21 protein-coding genes and 2 pseudogenes are annotated in these 25,702 nt (G+C 39.7%); 15 read left to right on the top strand and 8 right to left on the bottom strand.

Translation table 11 applies throughout. The annotated features are described in order from the left end of the window. Positions 1-82 precede the first annotated feature (82 nt). Positions 83-1,207 (top strand): sterol desaturase family protein, encoded by a 1,125-nt coding sequence (locus DO88_RS09705; RefSeq protein WP_033039298.1) that lies wholly within the window; start codon positions 83-85, stop codon positions 1,205-1,207. A 79-nt stretch (positions 1,208-1,286) separates the two neighbouring features. On the opposite strand, the gene DO88_RS09710 is transcribed toward DO88_RS09705, so the two are convergent. The 4 genes and pseudogenes from DO88_RS09710 to DO88_RS09720 form a co-directional block, all read right to left on the bottom strand. Next, positions 1,287-2,609, bottom strand: coding sequence for a protein kinase (locus DO88_RS09710; protein ID WP_084166025.1), 1,323 nt, complete (start codon positions 2,607-2,609; stop codon positions 1,287-1,289). 41 nt (positions 2,610-2,650) lie between these two features. After that, the gene (locus DO88_RS09715) at positions 2,651-3,364 is read right to left on the bottom strand and encodes a YebC/PmpR family DNA-binding transcriptional regulator (protein WP_002959761.1); all 714 of its coding nucleotides are present in this window, start codon (positions 3,362-3,364) and stop codon (positions 2,651-2,653) included. 258 nt (positions 3,365-3,622) lie between these two features. Then, positions 3,623-5,701 (bottom strand): annotated as a pseudogene (locus DO88_RS0118315) (M13 family metallopeptidase). A 240-nt stretch (positions 5,702-5,941) separates the two neighbouring features. After that, positions 5,942-7,720, bottom strand: coding sequence for an ABCB family ABC transporter ATP-binding protein/permease (locus DO88_RS09720; RefSeq protein ID WP_050482442.1), 1,779 nt, complete (start codon positions 7,718-7,720; stop codon positions 5,942-5,944). 101 nt (positions 7,721-7,821) lie between these two features. On the opposite strand from DO88_RS09720, the gene DO88_RS09725 reads away from it, so the two are divergent. From DO88_RS09725 to DO88_RS09750, 6 genes are all read left to right on the top strand, one after another. Continuing rightward, complete coding sequence (locus DO88_RS09725) at positions 7,822-8,283, top strand: hypothetical protein (protein ID WP_033039295.1); 462 nt, start codon at positions 7,822-7,824, stop codon at positions 8,281-8,283. A 107-nt stretch (positions 8,284-8,390) separates the two neighbouring features. Then, positions 8,391-10,229, top strand: coding sequence for a protein translocase subunit SecD (gene secD, locus DO88_RS09730; RefSeq protein ID WP_033039293.1), 1,839 nt, complete (start codon positions 8,391-8,393; stop codon positions 10,227-10,229). Further along, positions 10,222-11,166, top strand: coding sequence for a protein translocase subunit SecF (secF, locus tag DO88_RS09735; protein ID WP_033039290.1), 945 nt, complete (start codon positions 10,222-10,224; stop codon positions 11,164-11,166). Before secD ends, secF begins: the two co-directional genes overlap by 8 nt. Before the next feature lie 185 nt (positions 11,167-11,351). After that, entirely contained in the window at positions 11,352-11,828 is a 477-nt protein-coding gene (locus DO88_RS09740; protein ID WP_033029439.1) for a GreA/GreB family elongation factor, read from the top strand. A gap of 238 nt (positions 11,829-12,066) precedes the next feature. After that, positions 12,067-12,324, top strand: coding sequence for a type II toxin-antitoxin system Phd/YefM family antitoxin (locus DO88_RS09745; protein WP_033015021.1), 258 nt, complete (start codon positions 12,067-12,069; stop codon positions 12,322-12,324). Then, positions 12,312-12,611, top strand: coding sequence for a type II toxin-antitoxin system RelE/ParE family toxin (locus DO88_RS09750; protein WP_007375349.1), 300 nt, complete (start codon positions 12,312-12,314; stop codon positions 12,609-12,611). The genes DO88_RS09745 and DO88_RS09750 overlap by 13 nt, the downstream gene beginning before the upstream one ends. 39 nt (positions 12,612-12,650) lie before the next feature. Here the strand turns inward: DO88_RS09750 and DO88_RS19105 are convergent. Continuing rightward, a pseudogene (locus DO88_RS19105) lies at positions 12,651-12,794 on the bottom strand (IS110 family transposase); the annotation flags it as partial. 326 nt (positions 12,795-13,120) lie between these two features. Between DO88_RS19105 and DO88_RS09755 the strand changes: the two are divergent. From DO88_RS09755 to DO88_RS09765, 3 genes are all read left to right on the top strand, one after another. Further along, positions 13,121-13,588: a hypothetical protein gene (locus DO88_RS09755; RefSeq protein WP_007375347.1), complete on the top strand. Its 468-nt coding sequence runs from the start codon at positions 13,121-13,123 to the stop codon at positions 13,586-13,588. A gap of 505 nt (positions 13,589-14,093) precedes the next feature. Beyond that, positions 14,094-14,984 (top strand): GyrI-like domain-containing protein, encoded by an 891-nt coding sequence (locus tag DO88_RS09760; protein WP_033039287.1) that lies wholly within the window; start codon positions 14,094-14,096, stop codon positions 14,982-14,984. A gap of 116 nt (positions 14,985-15,100) precedes the next feature. Beyond that, entirely contained in the window at positions 15,101-16,138 is a 1,038-nt protein-coding gene (locus tag DO88_RS09765) for an alpha/beta hydrolase family protein (RefSeq protein WP_232224802.1), read from the top strand. Positions 16,139-16,756: 618 nt separating this feature from the next. Here DO88_RS09765 and DO88_RS09770 read toward each other — a convergent pair. Next, a complete protein-coding gene (locus DO88_RS09770; protein ID WP_033039284.1) occupies positions 16,757-17,095 on the bottom strand; it encodes a zinc ribbon domain-containing protein YjdM in 339 nt (112 codons plus the stop codon). 294 nt (positions 17,096-17,389) lie between these two features. Between DO88_RS09770 and DO88_RS09775 the strand changes: the two genes are divergently transcribed. From DO88_RS09775 to DO88_RS09785, 3 genes are read left to right on the top strand one after another with little or no spacing between them, the layout of a single operon-like run. Beyond that, positions 17,390-18,784, top strand: coding sequence for a RimK family protein (locus DO88_RS09775; protein WP_033039283.1), 1,395 nt, complete (start codon positions 17,390-17,392; stop codon positions 18,782-18,784). Positions 18,785-18,788: 4 nt separating this feature from the next. Continuing rightward, entirely contained in the window at positions 18,789-19,901 is a 1,113-nt protein-coding gene (locus DO88_RS09780; RefSeq protein ID WP_033039377.1) for a GNAT family N-acetyltransferase/peptidase C39 family protein, read from the top strand. 8 nt (positions 19,902-19,909) lie between these two features. After that, positions 19,910-20,422, top strand: a complete 513-nt coding sequence (locus tag DO88_RS09785) for an MgtC/SapB family protein (RefSeq protein WP_002960746.1) — start codon at positions 19,910-19,912, stop codon at positions 20,420-20,422. A 33-nt stretch (positions 20,423-20,455) separates the two neighbouring features. Here the strand turns inward: DO88_RS09785 and DO88_RS09790 are convergent, their stop codons facing one another. Next, positions 20,456-21,466, bottom strand: coding sequence for a GlxA family transcriptional regulator (locus tag DO88_RS09790; protein WP_033039282.1), 1,011 nt, complete (start codon positions 21,464-21,466; stop codon positions 20,456-20,458). 126 nt (positions 21,467-21,592) lie between these two features. On the opposite strand from DO88_RS09790, the gene DO88_RS09795 reads away from it, so the two are divergent. Both DO88_RS09795 and DO88_RS09800 read left to right on the top strand, forming a co-directional pair. Continuing rightward, positions 21,593-23,500 (top strand): beta-ketoacyl synthase, encoded by a 1,908-nt coding sequence (locus DO88_RS09795; RefSeq protein ID WP_033039280.1) that lies wholly within the window; start codon positions 21,593-21,595, stop codon positions 23,498-23,500. 339 nt (positions 23,501-23,839) lie between these two features. Then, entirely contained in the window at positions 23,840-24,133 is a 294-nt protein-coding gene (locus tag DO88_RS09800; RefSeq protein ID WP_232224801.1) for a thermonuclease family protein, read from the top strand. Positions 24,134-24,194: 61 nt separating this feature from the next. On the opposite strand, the gene DO88_RS09805 is transcribed toward DO88_RS09800, so the two are convergent. After that, positions 24,195-25,439, bottom strand: coding sequence for a YecA family protein (locus DO88_RS09805; RefSeq protein ID WP_008134026.1), 1,245 nt, complete (start codon positions 25,437-25,439; stop codon positions 24,195-24,197). Positions 25,440-25,702 lie beyond the last annotated feature (263 nt).

The following is a 25,702-nucleotide window of genomic DNA, read 5'->3' as shown; positions in this document are numbered from 1 at the left end:
TAAATTTTGTTAATATGTGGGTGTGTAAATCAATGGAATTTCGTTGTATTTAATCAACTCAACGACGCAAGGAATAATAAAAATGATCAGAGCTTTATCGCGAAAAGTATTTCGCACAAATCATCTTCAGATAGGTGAGGGCAACATAAGTGGCTACATAGCCTGCTTTTTAGCAATACTGAGTTGCTTAGGCGTATTAGCGTTTCACTTCCCTGAATACTTAACCACACCAGAGCTGAGAAAAAGCTACAGCGTCGACTTTTTACGTCAGCTTATGTTTGCATCATTATTGGTCTCGGGCAGTTTAGGATTACTTAACTTTGCACGTAATACCAATAAGCGTTTAGGGGCTACAGCGTGGTTTTTTATTTTACTCGCTATCATGTTTGGCGGACCAAACGTTGAAGTAAACGAATTTGCTACCGACACACCTTATATAGGGCTTGATTGGTTTATTTTAGATTTACTCGGCTCAACACTTATATTTATTGTGATTGAAAAGTTATTACCTCATCGTAAAGATCAAAAAATATTACGTAGCGAATGGCGAGGCGATTTAAACCACTTTTTTGTAAATCATTTAATTATTGGTTTTGTATTACTCGTTACTAACCACTTTGTGCATTATGGCTTTGGCTGGGCTGTATCATCTACAGTACAAGGTTATATAGAGCAAACACCCTTTATAGTGCAGTTGTTTTTAATAATACTTGTGGCAGATTTAATGCAGTATTGGGTGCATCGTGCCTATCACGAAGTCCCTTTATTATGGCGCTTTCATGGCGTACATCACAGTGCTAAAGAAATGGATTGGTTAGCGGGCTCTCGCCAGCATATTCTTGAAATACTCGTAACGCGCAGCTTAGTGCTCACGCCTATATTTGTGCTTGGTTTTTCACAGCAAATAATTAGTTTGTACGTAATAATTGTGGGTTTGCAGGCTGTGTTTAACCATGCAAATGTACGTGTGAAATTTGGTTGGCTAAAATATTTTATGGTTACACCGCAGTTTCACCATTGGCATCATGCGTCAGATAAAGCCGCGATTGACCGAAATTACGCTGCACATTTTTCGTTTTTAGATTATGTGTTTGGTACTGCTGTTAAAGGCCAAAAAGAGTGGCCACAAGCCTATGGTGTAGTCGGGGATTACATGCCCGTAGGTATGCTTAAACAACAGATTTACCCGTTTAAGCGCACTAAATAAGTTCGGAAAATCCGAATAAACATAAATTAAAAGCGAGCAAGGTGTTACATTTTGCTCGCTTATATTATTAATATTAAACTTATTTTAGCTCAGCTAATAACTCAGTAAATGTAGGTCTTTGATTTAATGTAGGTTGCATGGCACATTTTGTCATATCGGACATTTTAACAAAGAGCTCACTTTGTCTATCATCGCCAGTTACCGTGCCTAATAAGTCTTCAATTAAACACCCTAATGCACGTACTTCAATTAACTCGATTTGCTTTTGTTGATAATCACTTAACATGGCTAAGTTTGTGGCTGCACCAAAATCACCAAATAATACATCAGCATCTTTGTTTATCATGGTGTTATGCGCATACACGTCGCCATGGCTTACTTTACAAATATGCAAGTGATGCAGCGTACTTATCATTTGCTGTGCAATTTTTAAAATAGCGTGAGTTGAGTAATGGCAATCATCGTTAAAGGTATCACGCGTACAGGTTTCAAGGCTTGGAGGCAGGCCTAAATTAGCAAAGCTTTTATCTATTAGCTCCATTACTAAACCTAGCTGATCACTTTGCTCAATGTAGGCAAGTACTTTAATTAAATTAGCGTGATCGCCTGCTTGTAAGCAGCAATTTACTTCATCAAGCGGGTAGCCGTCGCTGGTAATTGCGCCTTTAAATAATTTAATAGCTACAGCGCTATCAGCTGCTTGCGCTAAATGAATAACGCCCGATGCACCTTGGCCAATAACATGACTAAGTGTGTAATCGTTAAGAGGCTTATTTTCTAAGCAGCTTTTTGTAAGGCACTGAGCTTTATTAAAATCGTTACCGGCAAACGCAAGCCAAGCAAGTTTAGGCAATTCAAACAGCCAGTCGTCTACGTGTGTTAAGTTATTAGCTGAGAGCCTAACGAGCTCAAGGTTTTTACACTGCGCCATGCTAATTGGCAGTTGCTTAAGTTGATTGCCTGCAAGCGCAAGCTTTTTAAGCTGGGTATAATTACCAAAATCTTCAGGCAATTCGCTTAACGTATTATCGGTGAGTATTAGCCACTCAATATTTTTTGGCAGGCTGTTTAAAGCAAATTCAGGAATTTGGTTACCTTTAAACGCGACCATAATTAAAGCAGGGCATTTAGCGAGCACTTTAGGAATATGCTTAAACTGATTAAACGATAAAAATACACGCTTCAGGTGTGTTAAACAGGCAAATTCATCAGGTAGTGTTGATAAGTTATTATTTGATAAATCGAGAACTTCAAGCGTGTCAGCTAAACTAAAGATTTCTTCAGGAAATGTCGTTAGCTCTTCTACCAATTGCAGGCGAGTAGCACCAACAAGTTTGCCACTTTTAAGCTCTTTAAGGGAGTTCATATTAATACCATGTTCTAAAAATGAAAAAGCCAACATAGCTGTTGGCTTAAAGTCGTTCTAACTTACTAAATTGCTCTTTAGAATTGCGCGTTATGGTAAACGTTTTGTACGTCGTCGCAATCTTCTAACATTGCTAAAAAGCGTTCCATAACTTCAACGTCTTCGCCTTCAATCGGCGTTTCAATTTGTGGCACAAAGCTAATTAGGTCTTCGTCAAATTCAGTCACGCCCATTTCTTCAAGCGCTGTACGTGTATTGTTGTACTCTGTGTGAGGAGCAAAAACAGTAACTTTACCGTCATCTACTTCTACGTCAGTTACATCAACATCAGCCATCATAAGAGCTTCAAGTACTGCTTCGTCGTCATCACCGTCAAATACAAAAATAGCAAGGTGATCAAATAAATGTGAAACAGAGTTTTGAGCGCCAATTTTAGCATTTGCTTTGGTAAAACAAACACGTACATCAGCAAAGGTACGCTTGTTGTTGTCTGTTAAACAGTCAACAATAATCATACAGTTACCAGGGCCGTAACCTTCGTAACGTGTTGCTGCGTAGTCTTCACCGCCGCCGCCTTTTGCTTTGTCTATTGCGCGGTCAATAACGTGTGCTGGTACTTGGTCTTTTTTAGCGCGTTCAATTAAACGACGCAATGATAAGTTACCATCTGGATCTACACCGCCGTTTTTTGCACAAATATAAATTTCTTTGCCGTACTTAGAATAAACTTTAGTTTTAGCACCCGCAGTCTTAGCCATTGAATCTTTTTTGTTTTGGTAAGCTCTTCCCATCTGCGTTTCGCCTTAATATATGTAAATAATAGAATAAAATTATAATGCGTATTCTAAAGGTAAATGCATTCAAGGGCTAGTAAGTATTAAAACAGATTAAATCGGTAACGTTTAAAAGCCATGTAAACTGTATTTTATTAATGGGATCATCGAGGGTTCTAGACGTTGGAATTATATCTATTATGTGTAAATTTAATTCAATAAAAAAGCAACCTGTATAACAGGTTGCCTTACTAAGTAATAAAAAGTAAGTGTTACTTACCAAATACGTACACGCTCATCTTCAGGAAGGTATAACGCATCGCCTGGTTTTACATCAAACGCTTTGTACCATGCATCGTGGTTACGCGGCGCTTGTGCTCTAAAGCGACCTGGGGCATGTGTGCCACCACGCAGTTGGTTAAGCATGCTTTGCTCAGTACGTTTTTCTTTCCATACTTGTGCCCACGCAAGAAAGAAACGTTGATCGCCAGTCACGCCGTCTATTACAGGCGCTTCTTTACCATTTAAACTGAGCTTGTACGCGTGATAGGCCATTGATAAACCACCCACATCACCAATGTTTTCGCCAAGGCTATTTCGACCATTAACAAAGTTACCTTCGATTGGCTCGTATTTACTGTACTGCGCAGCTAGTTGATCGGCTTTTTTGTCAAATGCAGCACGATCAGCATCAGTCCACCAGTTACGTTGCACACCGTTTTCGTCTGATTTTGAACCTTGATCGTCAAACCCATGACCCATTTCGTGACCAATTACAGCGCCAATACCGCCATAGTTTACAGCCGGATCGGCATTTGGATCGAAAAACGGCGGTTGTAATATCGCAGCCGGAAATACAATTTCATTAAACGAGCTATTGTAGTAAGCGTTTACGCGTTGTGGCGTCATGCCCCAGCGGTTACGGTCTGTTTTTTGTAGCTCTTTTTCAACACTTTCTGCGTGGAAAAATTCACGCATGTTTTTCACATTACCGATTAAATCGTTTTTAGTAATGCTTAAACCATCATAAGACTGCCAAACATCGGGATAACCAATTTTTGGTACAAATGCAGCCAGTTTAGCGCGCGCATTTACTTTAGTTTCATCGCCCATCCACTCTAGGTTATCAATACGTTCACCAAGAGCTGTACGTAGGTTTTCAACCAGCTCAGACATTTGTTGTTTAGATGACTCAGGGAAGTAACGTGCTACGTATATTTTACCAATAGCAAAACCAAGCGAACTTGTGCCTGACATTTCACTTATTGCACGTTTCCAACGAGGGCGAGGCTCTTGTTGTCCGTTTAGTTCTTTGCCAAAAAAAGCAAAGTTAGTATTAAATACGTCTTCTGATAGTAAACCTGCGTTACCGCTAAGAGCGTGATACGTTAGGTAGTCTTTCCATACTGCAATATCTTCTTGATTCATTAGCTCAATCATCGCTTTTATAGGCTCAGGCTGAGAGACATTTAACTGAGGTACTTTATAACCTGTTTGTGCAAAATATAAATCCCAGTTAAAACCAGGATAAGCAGTGCTTAAATCGGCGCGTTCAATTTGGTTTAGCGTTAAATCGCGATTACGGCGCTTTTCACGAGGCCAATGACCTTGTGCAATTTTGGTTTCAAGATCAACAATTGCTTGAGCACGCTCTGCGGTATTTTTTACTCCTGCAAACTCAAGCATGTCAGCAATGTGAGCAACATAAGCTGTACGGGTTTTAACAAAGCGCTCAGCGTCTTCAAGGTAGTAAGAACGATCTGGTAAGCCTAAACCACCAGCACCTAGTGACATTTCATATTTATTAGGGTCTAGGCGATTAAACCACATGCCGCCGCCAAAAGGGGCTTTATTACCGGTTAACCAAGACTTACCAAACATCTCAGCTAAATCGTCGGTCGACGATATATCATTAATTTCACTTAATAATGGCTTGATTGGCGCCACACCTAGTTTATTAAGTGTTTCGGTATCCATGTAGGCGTTGTAAAAATCAGCAACGAGTTTTTCTTATGCGTTTAAGTCTTTGCGTGCTGCAATTTCTTCAATAATAGCTTTAACATCGCCTTCGCTGCGCTCAGCTAATCCAGAAAATGCACCGTAGCGGGTTTTATCTGCAGGCATTTCGTAGTTGTCATACCACGTGCCGCTGGCATACATAAAAAAGTCATCGCCTGGTTTAACGGCTTCGTTACGGGCTGTTAAATCAACACCAAAACTACCCAACTCTGCTTTTTCTGTTACTGCTGCTGTCGCTACTTTAGGTTGTTGTTCGTTTGCTTTTGTTGTTTGCGGATCTGAACAACCGGTAATAAATGTGGCAGTTAATGCTGCGGCAATTAAACTCTTTTTCATTACTTACTCCTGAGTATCACTGATTGAATTAAAGCAGTAGTGAATCATTTTTATTGTTACGAATATTTAACTTATCGATTGTTATTGATATTAATCAGACAAACAAACCTTTTGAGGTGAATCACCACTGTGCTCGATAAAACTAATATAGAAGAAAAGAGAAAGGCTAATAGGCGCTATAAACGCTTTATTTAGCTCGAATACCGGCAAGCATAAGAGCTGAAAGGGGTTACGCACTATTTATTTTTTATGCTGAAGCTCCCACATACGGGCATATTCTCCGGCGAGAGTAAGTAACTCATCGTGCTTACCTTGCTCAATAATTTGTCCGGCTTTGAGCACAATAATGGTGTCTGCATCGGTAATAGTAGAAAGGCGATGAGCAATAACAACGCTCGTATGGTTACTGGCAACTTCACGCATTGCCGCGAGTATTGCTTGCTCAGAATGAGAGTCGAGTGCAGATGTTGCTTCATCAAAAATTAAAATAGGGGACTTTTTCAAAATGGCGCGCGCAATGGCAATACGCTGTTTTTCGCCGCCGGATACTTTTAAACCGCGCTCGCCAACCAGTGTTTTATCGCCTTTATCAAGTGTTGCTATAAAGTCTTTTAAATGCGCCATAGCAATGGCGTCGTCAATTTCAGCATCGCTTGCTGATGGTCTACCGTAAGCGATATTTTCACGAATCGTGGTGTTAAACAGCACGGTGTCTTGCGGGACTATTGCAATGGCTTTTCGTAAACTATTAAGTGTTACTGAGTTTATTGCTTGATTATCAATGCTAATTTCACCGGTGCTTACATCATAAAAACGATAAAGCAGTCGCGCCAATGAGCTTTTACCTGCACCACTGGCACCAACAATGGCTACTTTGCTGCCAGCTTTAACACTAAAACTAAGGTTATTAAGAATAGGGCGATGCGCATCGTAACTAAAACTTACATTATTAAATGTTATTTCACCTCGGCTAATATTGAGCTCTTTTGCATTAAGTGCATCGGTTATTTGTGGTTTTTTGTTAAGTAGTCCAAGCATGTTTTCAAGGTCGGTTAGTGCGCGCCTTATTTCGCGGTACACAAAACCTAAAAAGTTAAGCGGTAAAAATAGCTGAATCATATACGCGTTGATCATCACAAGTTCACCAATAGATAGAGTTCCTGCAACTACTTCGGTTGAGCCCAACCACATTAACGCGGTAATAGCACAGGCAATAATAAGTGCTTGGCCTGAGTTGAGGGCGAGCAACGACATTCTATTTTTTAAACGGGCTTTTTCCCAGTTTGCTAAAAAGGTGTCGTACGTTTTAGCTTCAAACTGTTCATTATTGAAATATTTTACAGTTTCATAGTTAAGTAGGCTGTCTATAGCGCGGGTATTACTTTGGCTGTCGGCAGCGTTTGCTTCGCGAATAAAGCGGTTTCTCCACTGAGTAACCACCACAGTAAAGGTAATATAAATAGCGACTGCCAATAATGTAATAAGCGCAAACCAAACAGAAAACAACGTGCCAAAAATAATCGCAACGGTCAGTATTTCAAATAAAGTAGGCACAATGTTAAACATTAGAAAACGCATTAAAAAGCTTAACCCGCTTGTACCGCGTTCTATATCGCGGCTAATGCCACCGGTTTGCCTATCTAAATGAAAAGCCAGCTCAAGTGAGTGCAAATGCTTAAATACTTTTAAACCAATATCACGCATGGCGTGCTCGGTTACGCGCGAAAATACAGCATCTCTTACCTCACCTAAAAATACGCTAGCAAAACGCAGCCCACCGTACATCAATAGCAATAAAGCAGGAATAACTAACAGTGGGTTAATCGACTTATCTACAGAGTCTATTATTTCTTTAAGCGCCCAAGGCATTAAAAGAGTGGCACCTTTTGCGCCTATAAGCGCCATAAGTGCAATAAAAACACGGCCTTTAAATTTTGTAAGGTAGGGCCAGAGTGTTTTTACACTTTGGCGTAAATTCATGGCGTCGGGGCGTTTTTCTGTGCTTTGTCTGGGGCGCATTAGTGATCTCTGTTAAAACTAAATACTTAATTAATAAGCATTGTATTTTAAATGCTTGCCCTTATATACTACGCATCCCTTATTTTAGTTTTAAAACGTGAATGTTTAAATTTAGAGTGTTTTTAACTGCCTTTTTGCTACTTGCTGCACTTTTTAGTGTGCAGAGTAATGCTATGGGCGCCTCACAAAATTTAAATATAAATATTAGCACGCAGGTTTCGCCTACTGATATTGGCGATTTAACTAAAATACAGCCCATTACTAAGTCTGTAGATACTACGCAGCATAAAAAAACGCATCAAACCGATTTTGACGCGCACCAACCAAGGTTAACTGCCAATAATTCATCATTGTTTTTGCACACTGTGCAAAGTGAGGCTGAATACGATGTGGTTTTTGAATTTTTTGCTCAAAATCTTGTTAGGCATATATTTTTACGACCGAGAGCCGTTAACCGCATACAACCTTGGTATACGCTTGTGACTAATAGTAAAAAGTCGCGCTTAAGTGGCTGGAAAGACGTTAACTTACTCTACACTGCCGTAACTACCTACCACGCTTAATTTTCCTTATTTAATTTTATTAGGTTTTAACTTTAAAGTTTTAGCCTGCAGATTAATTGTGCTTTTAAAAAGTACGTTGCTAGCTTTGCTGGCAATAAGGATTAAACATGTTAAGTTTTAAAAAAGATAAAAAGCCGTCTACGGCTAAGTTTAAATTAAGCTATATAGCCATGCTAATAGTATTGGTTTTATTAGCTATCAGCGCATTACCAAATTTATACCCAAATAAATCGTGGTTGCACGTAAGTAGCACGCAGCACAGCGAAATGCAATCTTTACCGAGCACTAAAACGCTAGTTACTTTTTTAAATAACCAAGGGCTTGAGGTTGAGCAGGGTTTAGATAAGCAATCAACTATTAATGTACTTTTAAACGAGCCCACTAAAAGCGCTCAGGCACAAGCGGCTATAAAAGCGCAATACCCAAACACGCAAGTTAAAATTGTTGAGCATGCAACCAGCCCTACATGGTTACAAGATTTTGGTTTATCACCAATTAAGCTGGGCCTTGATTTAAATGGCGGTGTGCTATTTGTACTAGACGTAGATTTAGATAAAGCCGTTGATGAGCAATTAGTCAGTGCGTATCAACAAGCTAAATCAATCATTATTAAACAAAAAGCACATGGCGTAAAAGCGCAGCAAACTCAGCACGGGTTTGAAATAAACGCATTGCCTAATGCAACCAACAAGTTAACCCCTGTTATTGAAGAGCTAAAAAGCCGATTTGCTAATTTAGCCGTTGTAACAAGCAATAACGGCAGCGTTAAAACTGCCAAATTTAGTTATTCAGAGCAAGGGCGCAGCAGCTTTGATAAAGAAGTAATGGGCCAAACACTTACAACCCTTCGTTCACGTATTGAAGAGTTAGGTATTACTGAAGCGGTAACACAGCAACAAGGCAAACATCGCATTCGTATAGAGCTACCAGGCGTGCAAGATCCAACCGAAGCAAAACGTATTATTGGTGCAACCGCATCGCTTGGATTTTATCAATTAAAAGAAATTGGCGGGCAAACATTTAATATGCAATCGGGCGGAACGATAAAGCTCGATCCTGTGCCAATTTTTACAGGGGACCATATTAATAATGCAAACATAGGCCGCGACGATTGGGGTAAACCACTTGTACAACTGAGCCTAGACGGCCAAGGCGGGGATGCAATGTCGGCGTTTTCAAAAGCCAATATTGGTAAGCCAATGGCGACGGTTTACTCTGAGTATTCTCAAAACGCTAAAGGCGAAGTAGTTAAAAAAAGCGAAGTTATTAATGTTGCCAATATTGCTCAGCATTTAAGTTCGCGTTTTAGTATCACCAATATGAAAAGCCAACAAGCGGCAGCCGATCTGGCATTGTTACTACGTGCAGGCTCGCTTACCGCCCCCGTTACAATTGTGCACGAACAAACAATAGGGCCAAGCCTCGGCCAAGAAAACATTAGTAATGGCTTAGCCGCGCTTATGTTAGGCATGGGTATTACCCTTGCATTTATGGCGCTTTGGTATCGCCGTTTAGGCCTTATTGCAAACGTAGCACTTATATTAAACTTAACGTCCCTTGTGGGCTTAATGTCATTATTACCAGGGGTTGTATTAACGCTTCCGGGTATTGCAGGCCTAGTATTAACCATAGGTATGGCGGTAGACACTAACGTAATAATTTTTGAACGTATTAAAGAAGAACGTCGCCAAGGCCGTGCACCATATCAAGCTATTCAAGAGGGGTATAAACAAGCCGCAAATACAATATTTGATGCCAATATAACCACCATGATCACCGCACTTATTTTATACGGCATAGGCTATGGGCCCGTTAAAGGTTTTGCCATTACACTCGCACTGGGGCTTTTAACGTCTGTATTTACAGGTGTGTACGTATCAAAAATATTAAGCCAAACGTTGTATTTAAAAATGGGTAAAAAAGCAGGAGTAAAAGTACATGCTTAATTATTTTTTGAAAGGTGAAAAGGGCACACGTTTACGTTTTATGGGCATGCTTTTAAGCGCCATCTTAGTGCTGCTATCGGTATTTACGCTTACGCACAAAGGTTTAAATTTTGGCCTAGATTTTACCGGCGGTTATTTAACTGAGTTTACAACTAGCCAAAGCGTTGAGCTAAAAGAGCTTCAATCGTTTATTGCTAAAAATCACAACGGTGAGTTTGAGCTAACCGCGCAAGGGAATAGTCATTTTCAATTAAGAGAAGCGCCAAGTGCATCAACTACATCAACAGCAGCTAATAGCCTTGATTGGCAAAGCGCCGTTACACAAAACGATGATATAAACGCACAGGTGTTATCGTCAGCTTATATTGGCTCACAAGTGGGCGATGAGTTATTTGATCAAGGTTGTTTAGCCATGTTTGCTGCAATGATTGCAGTAATGATTTACCTTGCAGTGCGTTTTGAATGGCGCTTAGCCGTTGGCTCTGTGGTTGCGCTAGTGCACGATTTAATACTCGTACTTGGGTTGTTTTCACTATTACAAATTGAGTTTAACCTAACCGTGCTGGCAAGTTTACTGGCTATTATTGGTTACTCACTTAACGACTCAATAATAGTAGGGGATAGAGTGCGCGAGCTTTTACGTGTTCAATCAAACAATATACTTAGCCCAGCAACTATTATTAATAATGCGATTAAAAGCACACTAACGCGTACCTTAATAACGTCGGGTACTACACTTGCAACGGTTGCGAGCGTTTGGTTGCTTGCAGGCGCACCACTGCAAGGCTTTGCTATTGCATTATTTACTGGCATTGTAGTGGGTACGTTCTCGTCTATTTGTATAGCGGCAACCTTGCCGGAACTATTGGGCTTAAGCGCTAAAAACTACGAAGTTAAAGTAGATGCCCACACGCAAACATTATTAGATATGCCATAAGGTTTTTAATAAAACACAAGCAAAGAGCTGCACCAACCAATCAACGGCTCTTTGCTTGTTTAATGCTTATTTAAACCCCGCTAGTATTCCCACCAAACTTGCGGGGTTTAAAACAATGGTTTTAAGCCTAGCAAAAATGTTAAACTAACTGCCTTATTTTTACTGCCAGTATTGTATTAATCCCCATGAATAAAACCCACGTTATCGAACATCTTCGCTTTGCGCTAGAAGCGCAGCTTACAACAGCAAAAGTAGCAGCAAAAACTGCGCACGACACCGCCACACATGAAGAAAACATAGCCGAAAACAAATACGATACCCTCGGGCTCGAAGCCGCTTATTTAGCACAAGGCCAAGCCCAGCGCGTAAACGATTGCTATAAAAGTATAGAATTGTTTGAGCCTGCCTTTAACGAAAAACCAACCGACAAAATAGCTATCGGTTCGCTGGTGTGTTTAGAAGATGACAAAGCTGCTCAAAAATGGTTTTATTTAGGCCCCGCAGCTGGTGGGTTAACAGTAAATGTTAAACAACACGCAATTGCTGTTGTAACACCCGGCGCACCAATGGGTAAGCAGTTACTAAATAAACAGATTGATGATGAAATTACGTTAACAATTGCAGGTAAAGCCCACGAATACGTGGTGGTAGAGATTTTATAAAGCTTTTTTAAGTGAAGCGCCATCCGACCTACGTCAATGCTTTAATACCTGACGTGGTGTGTATTTCAATTTGTACAAAGGCATATAATGAAAAGTACCTAATAGTTTAAAAATGAGCAGGGTTGACGTTAGGTGCTCCCTTTTTAATTGATTTTAGTGGTTTTACAGCCTCGTTAGTTGTATTTCCCAAGTTGGCTACTCGGTGCTACTATAGTGATACATCTGTTTGGGGATTATTATGAGAGTAGAACTAGTAACAACATTGAAGCGTCAAGCAACGAAGATATTATCTGAACTTCATTCCTCTAAAGAACCTGTGTTGATAACTGAACATGGGCAACCATCTGCATACTTAGTAGATGTTGATGATTATGAATTTATGCAAAAGCGTATGCAAATTCTTGAGTCTCTTGCAAAAGGAGAGCAGGCGATAAGTCGTGGTGAAACCATCTCGAATGTTGAAGCTAAAGATAAAATGAATAAATGGCTGAAATAATTTGGACTAATCCAGCTTTGGATGATCTTAACGATATTGCTGAATATATCGCATTAAGCAATTTGCAGTCAGCGAAAAAATTGGTTTCCAAAATATTTGAAAAAGTTGAACGTCTCGAACTCTTTCCTGAATCAGGTAAAAAACCAATTGAGTTAGCTAACCTAAATTATCTTGAACTGGTCGTGAATCCTTGTCGTATATTTTACAAAAAAGATAACGATAAAGTATATATTTTGCACGTAATGAGACAAGAACGAGACTTACGAAAATTTTTGTTGCTAACGTAATATACAGCTAACAACACGCCCTGAGGTGGACAGCAAGCGCTAAAGCTCACTTTCCACCGCAAATTTTAACAGCGGTGAACCCTTACTTTTCAATGCAGTTAAGTAAGTTGATTCATCGTAGGGCGTATGTGTTTTCCAGCGCCTAAATAGGATTTGTATCCACTTAAATGCCATTGATCTGATGATATATTATGGAGCTTTTCTTTTCCTTCTTGCGGCCAATTATAGTGACCAAGTAACGAAACGTTGCCCAAATGAATAACGTACAAATAATCCTGCCCGATCAACAAATGCCTGCCTAAAAATTTTGAGGTAAGCCATTTTAGCCTAAATAAAAGCCACTTAAATACCTTCTAAAATGCCAATTATAACAACAGTAAACACTTTTCATATCCTGCGTAAAAGTACAGTAATAGATTGAACAAAAATAGGAACTCAGATATGGATTGTTGATTAAAAAATAAGAAAACGAGTTAATTTACAGGCTTGTTATGCATAAAGGAGTATTCATGTCTGATTTTCTACCATTAGCTGGTGTATGTGTTGGAGCGTTGTTGGCTGGTTTATTTACCCTTATTTCTAATCGCCACAACTTTGACCGAGAGTTTCAAAAAGAAAATCTAAGGCTAAAACAAGCGCACCTGGAAGAAGGAATAAAGTATTTTAGTGCAGGTGGTTTGTTAATTAGTGCAATTGATGGTGTCAGCAAAGATATAGAAGCTAATGGCCATGCATATAGTGATGCGAAAGTGTTTTTGACTAATCACGATGGTAAATTTACTGACAGCCAAGAGAGCTTGGAATATTGTACTACCCTTAAAGTACTTTGGGATTATCATAATTATTTATCTGTTATCCGCACTGAAGTTTTTCGTTCTGGTGAGCATAATATTCCTCTTCAGTCTGATATGAAGAATTATCTTGAGTACCTAGGTCACAAAAGAACTGAGTTTTTTAGTGCATTGCTTTATAACTAATATTATTTATACAGGACCTTGAATCTGGCGAATGATTTTGTTTGTTCAATTAAAGTGTCTGTCTAGTTTCTGTCTCGATCACGACGCGGCACGGTGGGGTATTTACTCCCATCCTAATTATTACGAAAAAATCAACAAAAACAGTCTGGAGAGTGCATTTTATAAATAATGAATCACGCAAAAAGCTGATCTACACCTACAAAATGGCAAACGACTTGACTGTATAGGGCCTGCTTTCCTTTAGATAAAGTACGAAACTAATTAGGATAACACCTATAAATATCACCTTAAATAAGTACTTTAACACCACCTAAAACCCATATTAAAACAACACCCAATCCTCTTTTAATATTTCACGGCGTATCTGATTGAACGAAAAGGGGAACTCGTCTATGGTTGAGACATTAATAAAAATAAATTTAAGTGAGTTAATCAACTGGCTCGTTTGCATACAGTTAAGTGATATGACTGTTAGAATTTACACTGTGGAAGTTGGGTCAATACCGTGGTAGATACTTCAAACAACAAAAACGCAAAAATCATTAGCCAAGTCGGACAGTATATTTATGATCATAGCGATCAGGCTATTAGCTTGGATAGTTTGGCAAATTATACTGGCTTCTCTAAGTATCACTTTAATCGCATATTTTTTGCGGCGACGGGTTACCAGTTGGGTGAGTTTATTCAGCGGCATAAACTCGAAAAAGCCTTATATTTAATTAAACAGGGAAACCACAATATTATCGATGTTGCTCTTAGCGTCGGCTATGATTCTCCTTCATCTTTTTCAAGGGTGTTTAAAAAGAACTTCTCTGTTACGCCAAGCGATATAATTCAAGGGAATTTACCGAACAATGGCCGTGCTGGTAGCCTAAAGCCTAGGAAACTAAAAACTGATCAAAAATTATTACCCGTCTGGAAAACATTACCTGAGCGAAAAGTATTCGGTTTTTATGGTAAAGGTTTTAATGAGCAATCTTTCTCAACAGTGGCTGGAGAACTATTTGGGCGTTTAGGTACTATGGCTGAGCTTTTAAGTTATACAGAGTTACAGCCTATAGGTGTTTCTGTTGATAATCCGTGGGCAGGCGAGCAGACAGAAAGCCGTTTTTTTGCAGGCTTTGTTGAGGGACTCTCTACCCACCATGCGAAATTAGAAACTTTTAAGTGGCAGGCAGGCCGATGGGTCTGTTTTACACATACAGGGCCACACGATTGCATGTGGCAAACTATTTCGCAGATTTATGCCCAATGGGTACTACCTAATAGCATCAAGCTTAAAGATCAACAAATTGTGCAGCTATATCTGAATAACCCAATGGAAACTAAGCCTGAAGAACTTAAAACGGAGCTGTATTTTGCAGTAGAAAACTCTGCTGAAAAAAAGAAAAGTTAACATTAGGCTAAAAATGGCGTTTCTTAAAAAAACCGCACTTTCTGCACAGCTCAGTTTTAATAATGAACGTATATTTTAGGTATAGAATGTACAATTAAAAATAAATAGAGAGAACTATGAACCTAAATATAACTAGACTTTGTTGTGCCGGCATTATGTTATTTATTCTTTTTTTCAGTGCTCAAGCCCTTTCTGGCAGTGCTACGGAGCTTAAAGCAACAGAAGTGGATTTTTTTAACCACAAAGTTAATCGACCCGTTAAAATCAAGTTTTGGTATCAAGGTGGTGTAGAGCTTTGCGAAGCAAAGGTCTGCTTATCACCCAAGCAAAAAAATCAGCGGGTTGCGATTATTTCTCACGGAGCATTTGGCTCTCCCCGTGAAATGAACTGGCTGGGCTATGCATTGGCATCACAAGGCTGGGTTGTTGCTGGAGTTGCACATTTTGGTGAGTCATGGGTTTATGGAGCTCAAAACATTGATCCGAGTTCGGCTATGCGCTTCTGGCAGCGATCTGAAGATGTAAGTTTTGCAATTGATAGTTTATCTGAAAGCGGGCTATTTAATACCTCGCTTAAAACGGACAATGTAATAATGTTTGGTCATTCTTCGGGCGGCTTTACCTCTTTAGCAATGGCGGGAGCTATTTTAGAGGAAGGTAAGTCGCAAGCTTATTGCTCGTTAGAGAAGGCAAAAGATGATAGAGGCTGTGACTATGGACAGCAAAATAAGCGTAAGACAATGAATAAAGATATGTTAAAAAAGATTGGTTTGCTACAAGAAAAAATGCAAGACGAGCGAGTTGCAGCTGTTATTGCCTTAGATCCGGCCTTAGGGCATGCCGTTAGCGAACAGAGCCTAGCTAACATAAATGTTCCTACCCTAATTTTAGGCTCCATAGAGAATGACTTTCTACCGTACAGCACACATTCCAAATATTATGCGGAGCATATTCAAGGTGCGAATTTAGTCGGTATTGAACAAAACGCAGGTCATTTTGTATACATTGATAAATGTGACTCAGAGCGTAAAGTAAAAGGCGTATATTTGTGCAAGGATCGAGACGGTGTCGATCGCAAAAAAATACACAAAGAAATACTCGGGCATATATTTAGCTTTATTTATAGAAATGGTTTAGCTAAAACAGATACCTAGTATCCAAGTTGTGTGAAGGTGATACGAAAAATTCACCTTCTTGTTTAGCGAAGTAAATATCTTCTAAAAGTGTCTTAATATGTGAAGTTACGGCAAAATGAAAAATAACTTTTAGAATATATGTATAACAGCACGCTCTAAGTTTACAGTAATAACTAAAGCTCACTTTAACCTGATGATTAGTCAGATCCGCTAAGAATATCCCCTCATTACGGTGAGGGGATTGAATGCTAAAACATACTTAAGCGATGGTTCACTTTATTAACTGTGTGAGGGGCTTTTAGATATTCACCAACTAATAGCCGTTACACAAAATCGATTACAGGCTCTAATAGCAAACTTTAATAACAGACTTCAAGCCTTGGGTAAGTTTTTTATTATTATTTTTCATCTAACACCTGTGTTTAACTATCCTAACCTGAACTCTGGTTAAGAGATTTACTAACGTATTGAATAATGGTGATATTTAAATTTATTTTCTTCAGGCAGAGATTTTCAGTGAAAACAAGGCGAATTTACGCGTCAATAGCTAGCTTATTGCAAGTAAATTCAACGTAGTTAGCGCTGAAAATAGCTGCTTGAGATAGATTTATTATCCAGAGTTCAGGTTATCCTATTTTAGTTCGCCTTTTTCACAAACTTAGCAGTTACCATCATTTCGCCAATGCCTTCTACTTTACAATCAAGTTCGTGATCTTTTTTATCAAGCACACGTCTAACAACCGCTTTGGTGCCAATTTTAATTACTTGCGAGCTGCCTTTAATTTTTAAATCTTTGGCTACTGTCACTTTGTCGCCATCACTTAGTACAGTGCCGTTGGCATCTTTAACTAAAATAGCGTCTTCATCGTTTATATTATTTGGATTCCACTCATGGGCGCACTCGGGGCAAATAAGCAGTTGTTGGTCTTCGTAAACATATTCACATTGGCATTTTGGGCAATCAGGCAGCGACATTTTTAAACTCTTATAAGGTGTTGTTTTGCGTATTTTAATCTGCGTTATTAGTTAATCAATATTTTTCATCTTCACGCTAAAAATATCTCGTTTGTGCGTTTTTAAAAAAGGGCATATAAAGCACATGTCGCTTAAGCAATTTAAGCGCTAACTCGTACAGTAGGTACCTGTTAAAGCACCCATCATATTAAGTGATTCGCGCAATGCCCACTTAGTACGATGGGTGTTTCTATTTATAATGCTTAGTATTTTACTAAGCATGCTTTTTATATTTTGACTTAACTAGGAAAAGTCGTGTTTAAAACCTTAATTGTGGTTGATAACAACGAGCAAACGCTTGCTCAATCGTTCGAAAATGTAATTACGTTTAATACTTATTTACGTGATTACCCAAAACAAAACGAACCCAAAACACGCATTATTAATCTGTGCGACTCAAGCCAATACTTGAGTAAAGGTTACTATTGCTCATTACTTGCAGAGGCGCGCAAGCACCAAGTTTTACCCAGTGTAAAAACCATAAATGCACTTCGAAGTGGTCAAGCTCCTATGTTAAATGTGGGTCAAATAGATGGCACAATTTACTTTGGTAATGCCCAAAACGATTTACAATCAAAAGCGGCAAAGTCGGTATTTAAGCAATATCCTGCGCCTATTTTATTTGTTGATGAACAGGGGTTACTACAACAAGGGTCTTTGTCGTCTTTAAATGAGCAGCAGTACAGCGACTTTGTAGCCAAGCTAGATAACTTTACTAAAACGCAGTGGCGAATTGGTGCGGTGCAACGTCGTTTTAGATGGGACATGGCAATACTTGTTGATCATAATGAAAAAGTACCACCGAGTGATAAAGACGCCATCGCACGCTTTATTAAAGCAGCGGCTAAACACGGTATTTATGCACAAGCATTAAGCTTTGACGAAATTGATAATATTGCCCAGTTTGATGCGTTATTTATTCGCCAAACTACAGCGATTGACCACCCAACGTATCGCCTTGCAAGCAAAGCGCAAAACCTTGGTTTGGTGGTTATTGACGATGCTGAGTCTATTTTACGTTGTTGTAATAAAGTGTATTTACACGATGCGTTTAATTATCAAAAAGTGCCAAGTTTAAAAACGGTTGTAGTGGCTGATCAAGCAAGTGAAACGCTTGCGCAATTAGAAGAAGCGTTTACGTATCCGCTTGTTTTAAAAATGCCTGAAGGGTCGTTCTCAAAAGGTGTGTTTAAAGTGTCAAACCGTGATGAGCTAGCCGCTAAGCTTACAGAGCTGTTTGAGTTTAGCGCATTAGTGCTTGCACAAGAGTACATGTATACCGAATACGATTGGCGAGTGGGTGTGTTAAATGGTCGTGCAATTTATGCATGCCGCTATTTAATGGCGCGTAACCATTGGCAAATTTATAACCACGACGCTAAACGGTTTTTCTCTGGTGGCTTTGAAACATTACCAACCTTTGAGTTACCAAAAGCGGTGTTAGATGCAGCATTAAAAGCCTGTAAAACAGTGGGTAGGGGTTTATATGGCGTAGATGTTAAAGAGCATCAAGGCAAAGCATATGTACTTGAAGTAAACGACAACCCAAGTATTGATCACAAGGTAGAAGACGGCTATTTAGGCGATGAGCTATACATGATCATTATGGATGAGTTTAAACAACGCTTAGAAGCACGAGGCCGTGGGTAATAACATGAGCAACCTTGTTATTCGAAAGGCGCTTAGCAGTGATTTAAATGCACTGATTGACGTTGAAAATGCTTGCTTTAATAACGATAAATTAAGTCCGCGTAGTCTAAAACGCTGGCTTAGTGCAAAACACGGTATTTTACTCGTTGCCCAAAATGGCGAGCAAGTATGTGGATATGGATTAGTGTGGTGCCATAAAGGGACTCGTTTAGCGCGTTTATATTCGCTTGCTGTAAAACCCACAATGCAAGGTAAGGGGATTGCAAAAGCACTACTTACTAGCCTTGAAAAAGAAACGTGTGAGCGGGCTCGTATTTACCTTCGCTTAGAGGTGGCTGTAAATAACGAAGGTGCGATAGGGCTTTATAAAAGCTTGGGTTACAGAGTGTTTGGTCAATACAGCGATTATTACGATGACCACAGTGACGCACTACGAATGCAAAAAAACATTCGACAAACAAGTGAGTTAAAAGTGGCGCGTTTAACGCCGTGGTATCAGCAAACTACCGAATTTACGTGCGGACCTGCTGCGCTATTAATGGCAATGGGGGCACTTGAGCCAACAACTGAGCTTAGCCAATCACATGAGCTGGCACTTTGGCGTGAAGGTACCACCATTTTTATGACATCGGGTCATGGTGGTTGCCATCCATTTGGTTTGGCACTTGCCGCTCATAAGCGTGGTTTTAAAAGCGAGGTAATGGTTAATACCACAGAGCCTTTGTTTTTAGATGGCGTACGCAACGAAAACAAAAAAGTGGTACTTGCCACAGTGCATCAGCAATTTGTAGATGGTATTGCACAGGCAAATATACCGCTTACGTATAAAGATGTAGAGCTTGAACATATTGAGCAGTGGTTAAGTAAAGGTTTTAGTGTGCTGTTATTAATTAGTACATACAGTTTTGATGGTAAAAAATCGCCACACTGGGTGTGTGTTACGCACCTTGATGAGCACTGCGTGTATGTTCACGACCCATTTTGTGAGCCCGGTAACGATAAACAGCTCGCAATAGATTGCCAATATGTACCTATTGCACGAAGTGATTTTAGTAAAATGTCAGCGTTTGGTAGCCAACGTTTAAGAACGGCGGTGGCTATAGCTAATAAAATATAAGGTTAACAGTGACTTTTTTAGATTTAATTGATGTAGCCCCGTATTCGTGGGCAGCTATTGGTACTGCGGCTTTTTGCGGTGCTATTATTGGTATAGAGCGCCAGTTGCGCGGCAAACCTGTAGGCATTCGTACATCAGCCCTAATAACGCTGGGCACGTATTTGTTTTTATCCACTGCGTTTAATTTACAAGGGGATGTAATAGATCATTCTCGTGTAGTGGGGCAAATAATTACAGGTATTGGCTTTTTAGGGGCAGGCGTTATGCTCGCAAAAGATGGTGCGGTAGTTGGCGTAACCTCTGCTGCAACCATCTGGGTGCTTGCATCAATAGGCGTTATGATAGCGACCGAAAACTTAGGCGCAGCTATTAAACTCTCTGTTCTGGTGGTGGGTATTTTATACGGTGTAGACGTACTCGAAGCTAAATTTAAAAGCTTAAGTAAAGGCGTACACACTAAAGTAAAAAACTATCAAAAACGTTACTATCGAAAAGAGTTTAACGAATCAGAACGCCACTAAAAGTGGCGTTTTTTAGTGCTATTGAAATAGTTACTAGCCAAACAACTTTCTCCTAACTACTTTTCTGTAGCCACTGGGTGTTTGGCTTAATACTTTTTTAAACACGCGTGTTAAATGCCCTTGGTCATTATATCCAACTTCTAAAGCCACTTCTTGAATTGATAAATTTGATGATGCTAATAACTCTTTTGCGCCTTCTACACGTAGTTGTTGCCAATACTCAATTGGGCTTTGGTTAGTAGCGGCTCTAAAACGGCGGGTAAAAGTACGATAGCTTAAGCTAAATTGGGCAGCAACTTCTTGCAAGTTTAGCTCGGTGGCTAAATTAGTTTTTAGCCAAAATTGAATTTGCGCAATTAGCTCATCGGGGTGGCGGTCAACTGCACCTTCTAAGTAGCGTTGATCTTCATAGGGTTTGCGTATTTCGTGCGAAAAATTACGCTCTACATGCTGCGCGGCGGCTTTTGTGTAGTACTGGCTAATAATATGCACGATCACATCTGCAAGGGCATTAAGGCTGGCCACCGTATACATTCGCTCTGACTGGGTTATAAAAAAGTCGGGCTTTAGGTGCACCTGCGGGTAGTCATGGCTAAATTGTTTGGCGTAATGCCAATGGGTGGTAGCAGGGTGGCCATCAAGTAAGCCTGCCTCAGCTAGTAAGCAGTTGCCAGTGCCTACACCAATTATATGGCTGCCTGCGCTAAAGCTCTCGCTTAGCCAATCAACTACCTCTTGATTTGTACGTACCACAGGGCGCGGATTTCGCCAAATACCAGGCACTATAATTAAATCGCTGTAGGGCGCGTTAGTTGTTATGCAATCAGGATTTACAGCTAGGCCTGCGCGGGTGGGTATAGATTCAGCACTTTTAGCCACTAAATTTATAGCAAGTGGCCTAAAGCTTTGCTTATCAAGATGCCCTTTAGCAAAGGCCTCGCCGGCTCTTAGCATTTCTATAGGCAGCGTTAAACTAGTCACTAACAAATGCGGATATACCGCTATAGCAATGTTTAGTGGTGGATTAGTGCGTTTATCAGTCATATAAATGCTCCGACCAGTATCTTTTGGCCTTTTGTGCTGAATATTTGGCTATTAAAGCACAATGTGTGGTGCATAATCCATTTAAACTGCTTCTTCTCCTTATAACACGTTTCTAAAAGGTAAATTATGACAGCATTACCCGTTATAGTAGGCATGGGTGGCATTAACGCCGCTGGCCGTACTTCTTTTCATCAAGGTTATCGCCGTATCGTGTTAGATAGTTTAAATGCTCAAGATCGCAGTGAAACATTTTTAGGCCTCGCCACACTGATGAATCTAGTAAGCGTTGTAAACGGCCAATTACAAGATACACAAGGTAATAATGTTGAGCAAAGCGACATAGAAGCACGCTTTGGTGAGCAAATTATTGCTGGTACACTTATTCGTAAAATTGAAAAAGAACACTTTGATGCCGATGCCACACCATGGCAGCAAAAAATGACACTGAGCGCATCAAGCGATAACGCAATTGTGTTTGAAACGCGTGCTCGCGACTTACCTGCACCTGTTCCAGCTAGCTGGCAAGTTGAAGAGCTTGAAGGCAAAAAAGTTAAAGTAACTATTGCAGCCGACTTAGACGTAAAGCACGACTCAACACGCGATAACCCAATTAAATCTGCTGGGCAATTTCCGACTGGGTTTGATCCATCAGTTATGTATAACAGCCGCTATCAGCCTCGTGGTTTGCAAGCCACTATTTTTGCAGCTACTGATGCTATTAAATCAACAGGGCTTGATTGGCAGCATATTATGAATAGCGTAGAGCCAGATAAAATTGGTACCTATTCAGCATCGGTAATTGGCCAAATGGACGACAAAGGTCTAGGCGGTTTAGTAAAGGCGCGCCAACAAGGCGACCGTGTTAGCACTAAGCAGTTAGCACTGGGCTTAAATACAATGTCGACCGATTTTATAAACGCCTATGTTACGGGCAATGTAGGTACTACGTTTTCGACCTCGGGCGCATGTGCAACGTTTTTATATAATTTACGTGCAGCGGTTAATGACATACAAGCAGGGCGTACACGCGTTGCGGTTGTCGCAAGTGTTGAGTGTGCTATTACACCAGAAGTTGTAGAAGGCTTTGGTAACATGAGCGCACTTGCAAACGTTGAAGGTTTGCGCCGTTTAGATAACTTATCAAATGATGAAGAACCCGATTACCGTAATAGCAGCCGCCCATTTGGCGATAACTGTGGCTTTACATTAGGTGAAGGCGCGCAAGTTGCTATTTTAATGGATGATGCTTTAGCCCTTGAGTTGGGCGCTGATATTATGGGCAGCGTACCGGATGTGTTTGTAAATGCAGATGGCGTTAAAAAGTCGATTACATCACCTGGACCTGGTAACTATATTACAATGGCAAAATCAGCCGCACTTGCTAGCAGCTTATTAGGTAAAGAAGCACTGCAAGAACGTAGCTTTATTTTAGCTCATGGTTCTAGTACACCGCAAAACCGTGTAACAGAGTCTTTGATTTATCATAAAGTAGCGCAAACGTTTGCTATTGATAACTGGAAAGTAACAGCGCCAAAAGCGTATGTTGGCCATACTATTGCACCTGCAAGTGGTGACCAGTTAGCGATTGCGTTAGGCATATTTAGTCATAATATTATGCCGGGTATTACCACAATTGATAAAGTGGCTGATGATGTTTATAGCGACCATCTTGATATTCGTAATAGCCATTACGAGTGCGCTGATATGGATATTGCTTTTATAAATTCAAAAGGCTTTGGCGGAAACAATGCAACAGCGACTGTACTTTCACCAAAAGTAACAATGCAAATGCTTGCTAAGCGCCATGGCGATGATGTTATGACTAGTTACACACAGAAAAATAGTGTGGTTAGCGCTTCGCAGAAAACGTATCAAACGCAAGCAGATTTAGGCCAGTACGAGCTTATTTATCGCTTTGGCGACGGACTTATTGACGACAACGACATTGTAATAGACGAGCAAAGTATTCAGTTACCAGGCTTTGAAAAAGCAATTACGTTTAGCACAACAAACTCCTATCAAGATATGTTTTAAGCACACATACTTGTTAGCAAGGCGCTTTTAAAGCGCCTTTTTTAATGTCTATTAAGTTAATGCACTCATAAAAAATATTCAACAGCTTGTATTTAATGGGATGTACGATAGTGATATTTTGTTAAATATTAGAATTGGTACAGAACCACAAACAGACCTATTTATCCGCTCTAAATCGTTCTAAAATTCACAGCGAAACTATTTATTGTATTCATACTTCAGGCGTTCAATGCTCACGCCGAGCTTATCAAAAACAAAAGCAAAAACTACGGAACGTTGATAATTGAAAAAGTTACTTCAATCTATAATGGTGACACCTTTCGCGCTAATATCGCGGGTTTGCATTCTCTGATAGGGGAGAGGATTAGTATTCGCGTAGCGGGTGTCGACACACCTGAAATGCGCGGTAAGTGTAAACAAGAGAAAGATCTTGCTCGCAAAGCTAAGCAAGTAACAGTTGAAGCGCTACGCTCAGCAAAGGCTATTGAGCTTAGGAACACGAAACGTGGTAAGTATTTTAGAATAGTGGCTGACGTATTCGTGGACAACAAAAACTTGACTGACATTCTAATCAGCTCGGGCTTAGGTGTTTCCTATGGCGGTGGCACTAAAGCGAAGGACTGGTGTCTTTGAGGTTTGGTTCGTGTGGGGCGGCTAAGAGCGATAACTGGACACTGAAGCCTTAATTTATTTGTCACTTACCATGGCACCTTGAGAAAGCTTTTCTGCTCCCGCAGTAGCATGAATCAGTACTTGATAACTTCGTATACATATTTCTTTTTTGCTTCAATTCGTTGGCCTCAGATTCTGATATTTTACCGTTTATGAAAGAAGATAAATCATCATCCAAAAATAATTTAGGATTCCATTTATTGGAGATTAAATTTAAAAAGAACGAGTCAGTTGCCGAAGCAATAATCCCAGCAACTGGATTTATAAGACCGATAACATTTGGATATACAAACGATATTGCCTTCGAAGTAATAGTCGATTTACAAGGTTTTAGTAGTTCTTTTGTAACTTCCACTTGATCATATTCTTTATCTTCAATCCAGCTTCTGAAGGTTTTTGCTGAATATTTCTCACGTATTTTTAAAATATCATCAAATGCAATTACTCCATCAGTGAATAACTTATATAAATTTGGAACTCCTTTCATTTTTAGTATCGTTTCAAAGCAATCGGTAGTCTCGCTTTTTACGTTTGAAATAAAGAGTTTAGAGTTAGCATAATCTTTGGAGAAGGAATCTTGAGAAATAGCGCTTACCTCTAACCGCTGTTGAAGCGCATAACCAGTTAATATATCGCAAATTCTTAAAGAAGTGAGTGCTTTTTTAGCAGTGAAGCCCTTAGAAGATATACCGAATTGGTTACAAAAATTATAATCGGATAAGTCCCTATTTACTTCTTCAATTATTGAATTCGGTAATTTATCAATATTAGCAACATCAGCGTCAACCTTTAATTCATTACTTTTGTTCAATAAAACCTGATTTCGTTCTGTAAGATACCTTGCTCTAGCTTGTATGCCTTTATCCTTGTGTTTAATCGATACGTACCCATTAAGTAAATCTTCAAGGGGAGCCAGCCGCATACAATAGCTTAACTTATATTCACCTTCTATTAAGCTATAGGTATAATCATGAAAGTCATAAACAACCCTAATAATACCGCGTTCTAAAAGTTTTAGTGTGTTGTCAAAGCCTAAAAGTTGAAAGCAAGAAAGGTAATCAGGGTGACGAAGGTAAATCGTATCGTGAAGCAAAATACTAGTAAAAAGTTTACTAAACGCTGATTGAATTCCCTTTAATACTTCAAGTTTAGTGACGTGAAAACCAATAAATGTGCTAGGGCTATTATCCCAATGCTTGGATTTATCGTCGTACTTTTTCATGAAGCCAAATTGTTTTGGGAAATTATTTATAATTATTGAAGACATCGTCGTATTTCATCTAACTTTTGATAGATACTAATCTATTATATTTTTCTCGAATAAGCTAATGCACGCTCACGGTACTGAGCCGTACTTTGGCAAAGAGCGAGAAGCGGTCATTGAGATTGGTGCTACGGGAAAACATTCCTTTTTTGCATGCTGAAAAAGCCTTCCCTAAGAACAATATTTATAGCTGGCAATAACTTACACTATTTGCTATTAATAGACCCTCATAGAACAAGGACAGTTTTGCGGAATAAGCGAAAGCA

Origin of the sequence: Pseudoalteromonas sp. S3431, from assembly GCF_000690035.1 — a bacterium.
Taxonomy (GTDB): Bacteria; Pseudomonadota; Gammaproteobacteria; order Enterobacterales; family Alteromonadaceae; genus Pseudoalteromonas; species Pseudoalteromonas fuliginea.
This window is presented reverse-complemented; position numbering and strand designations above follow the sequence as displayed.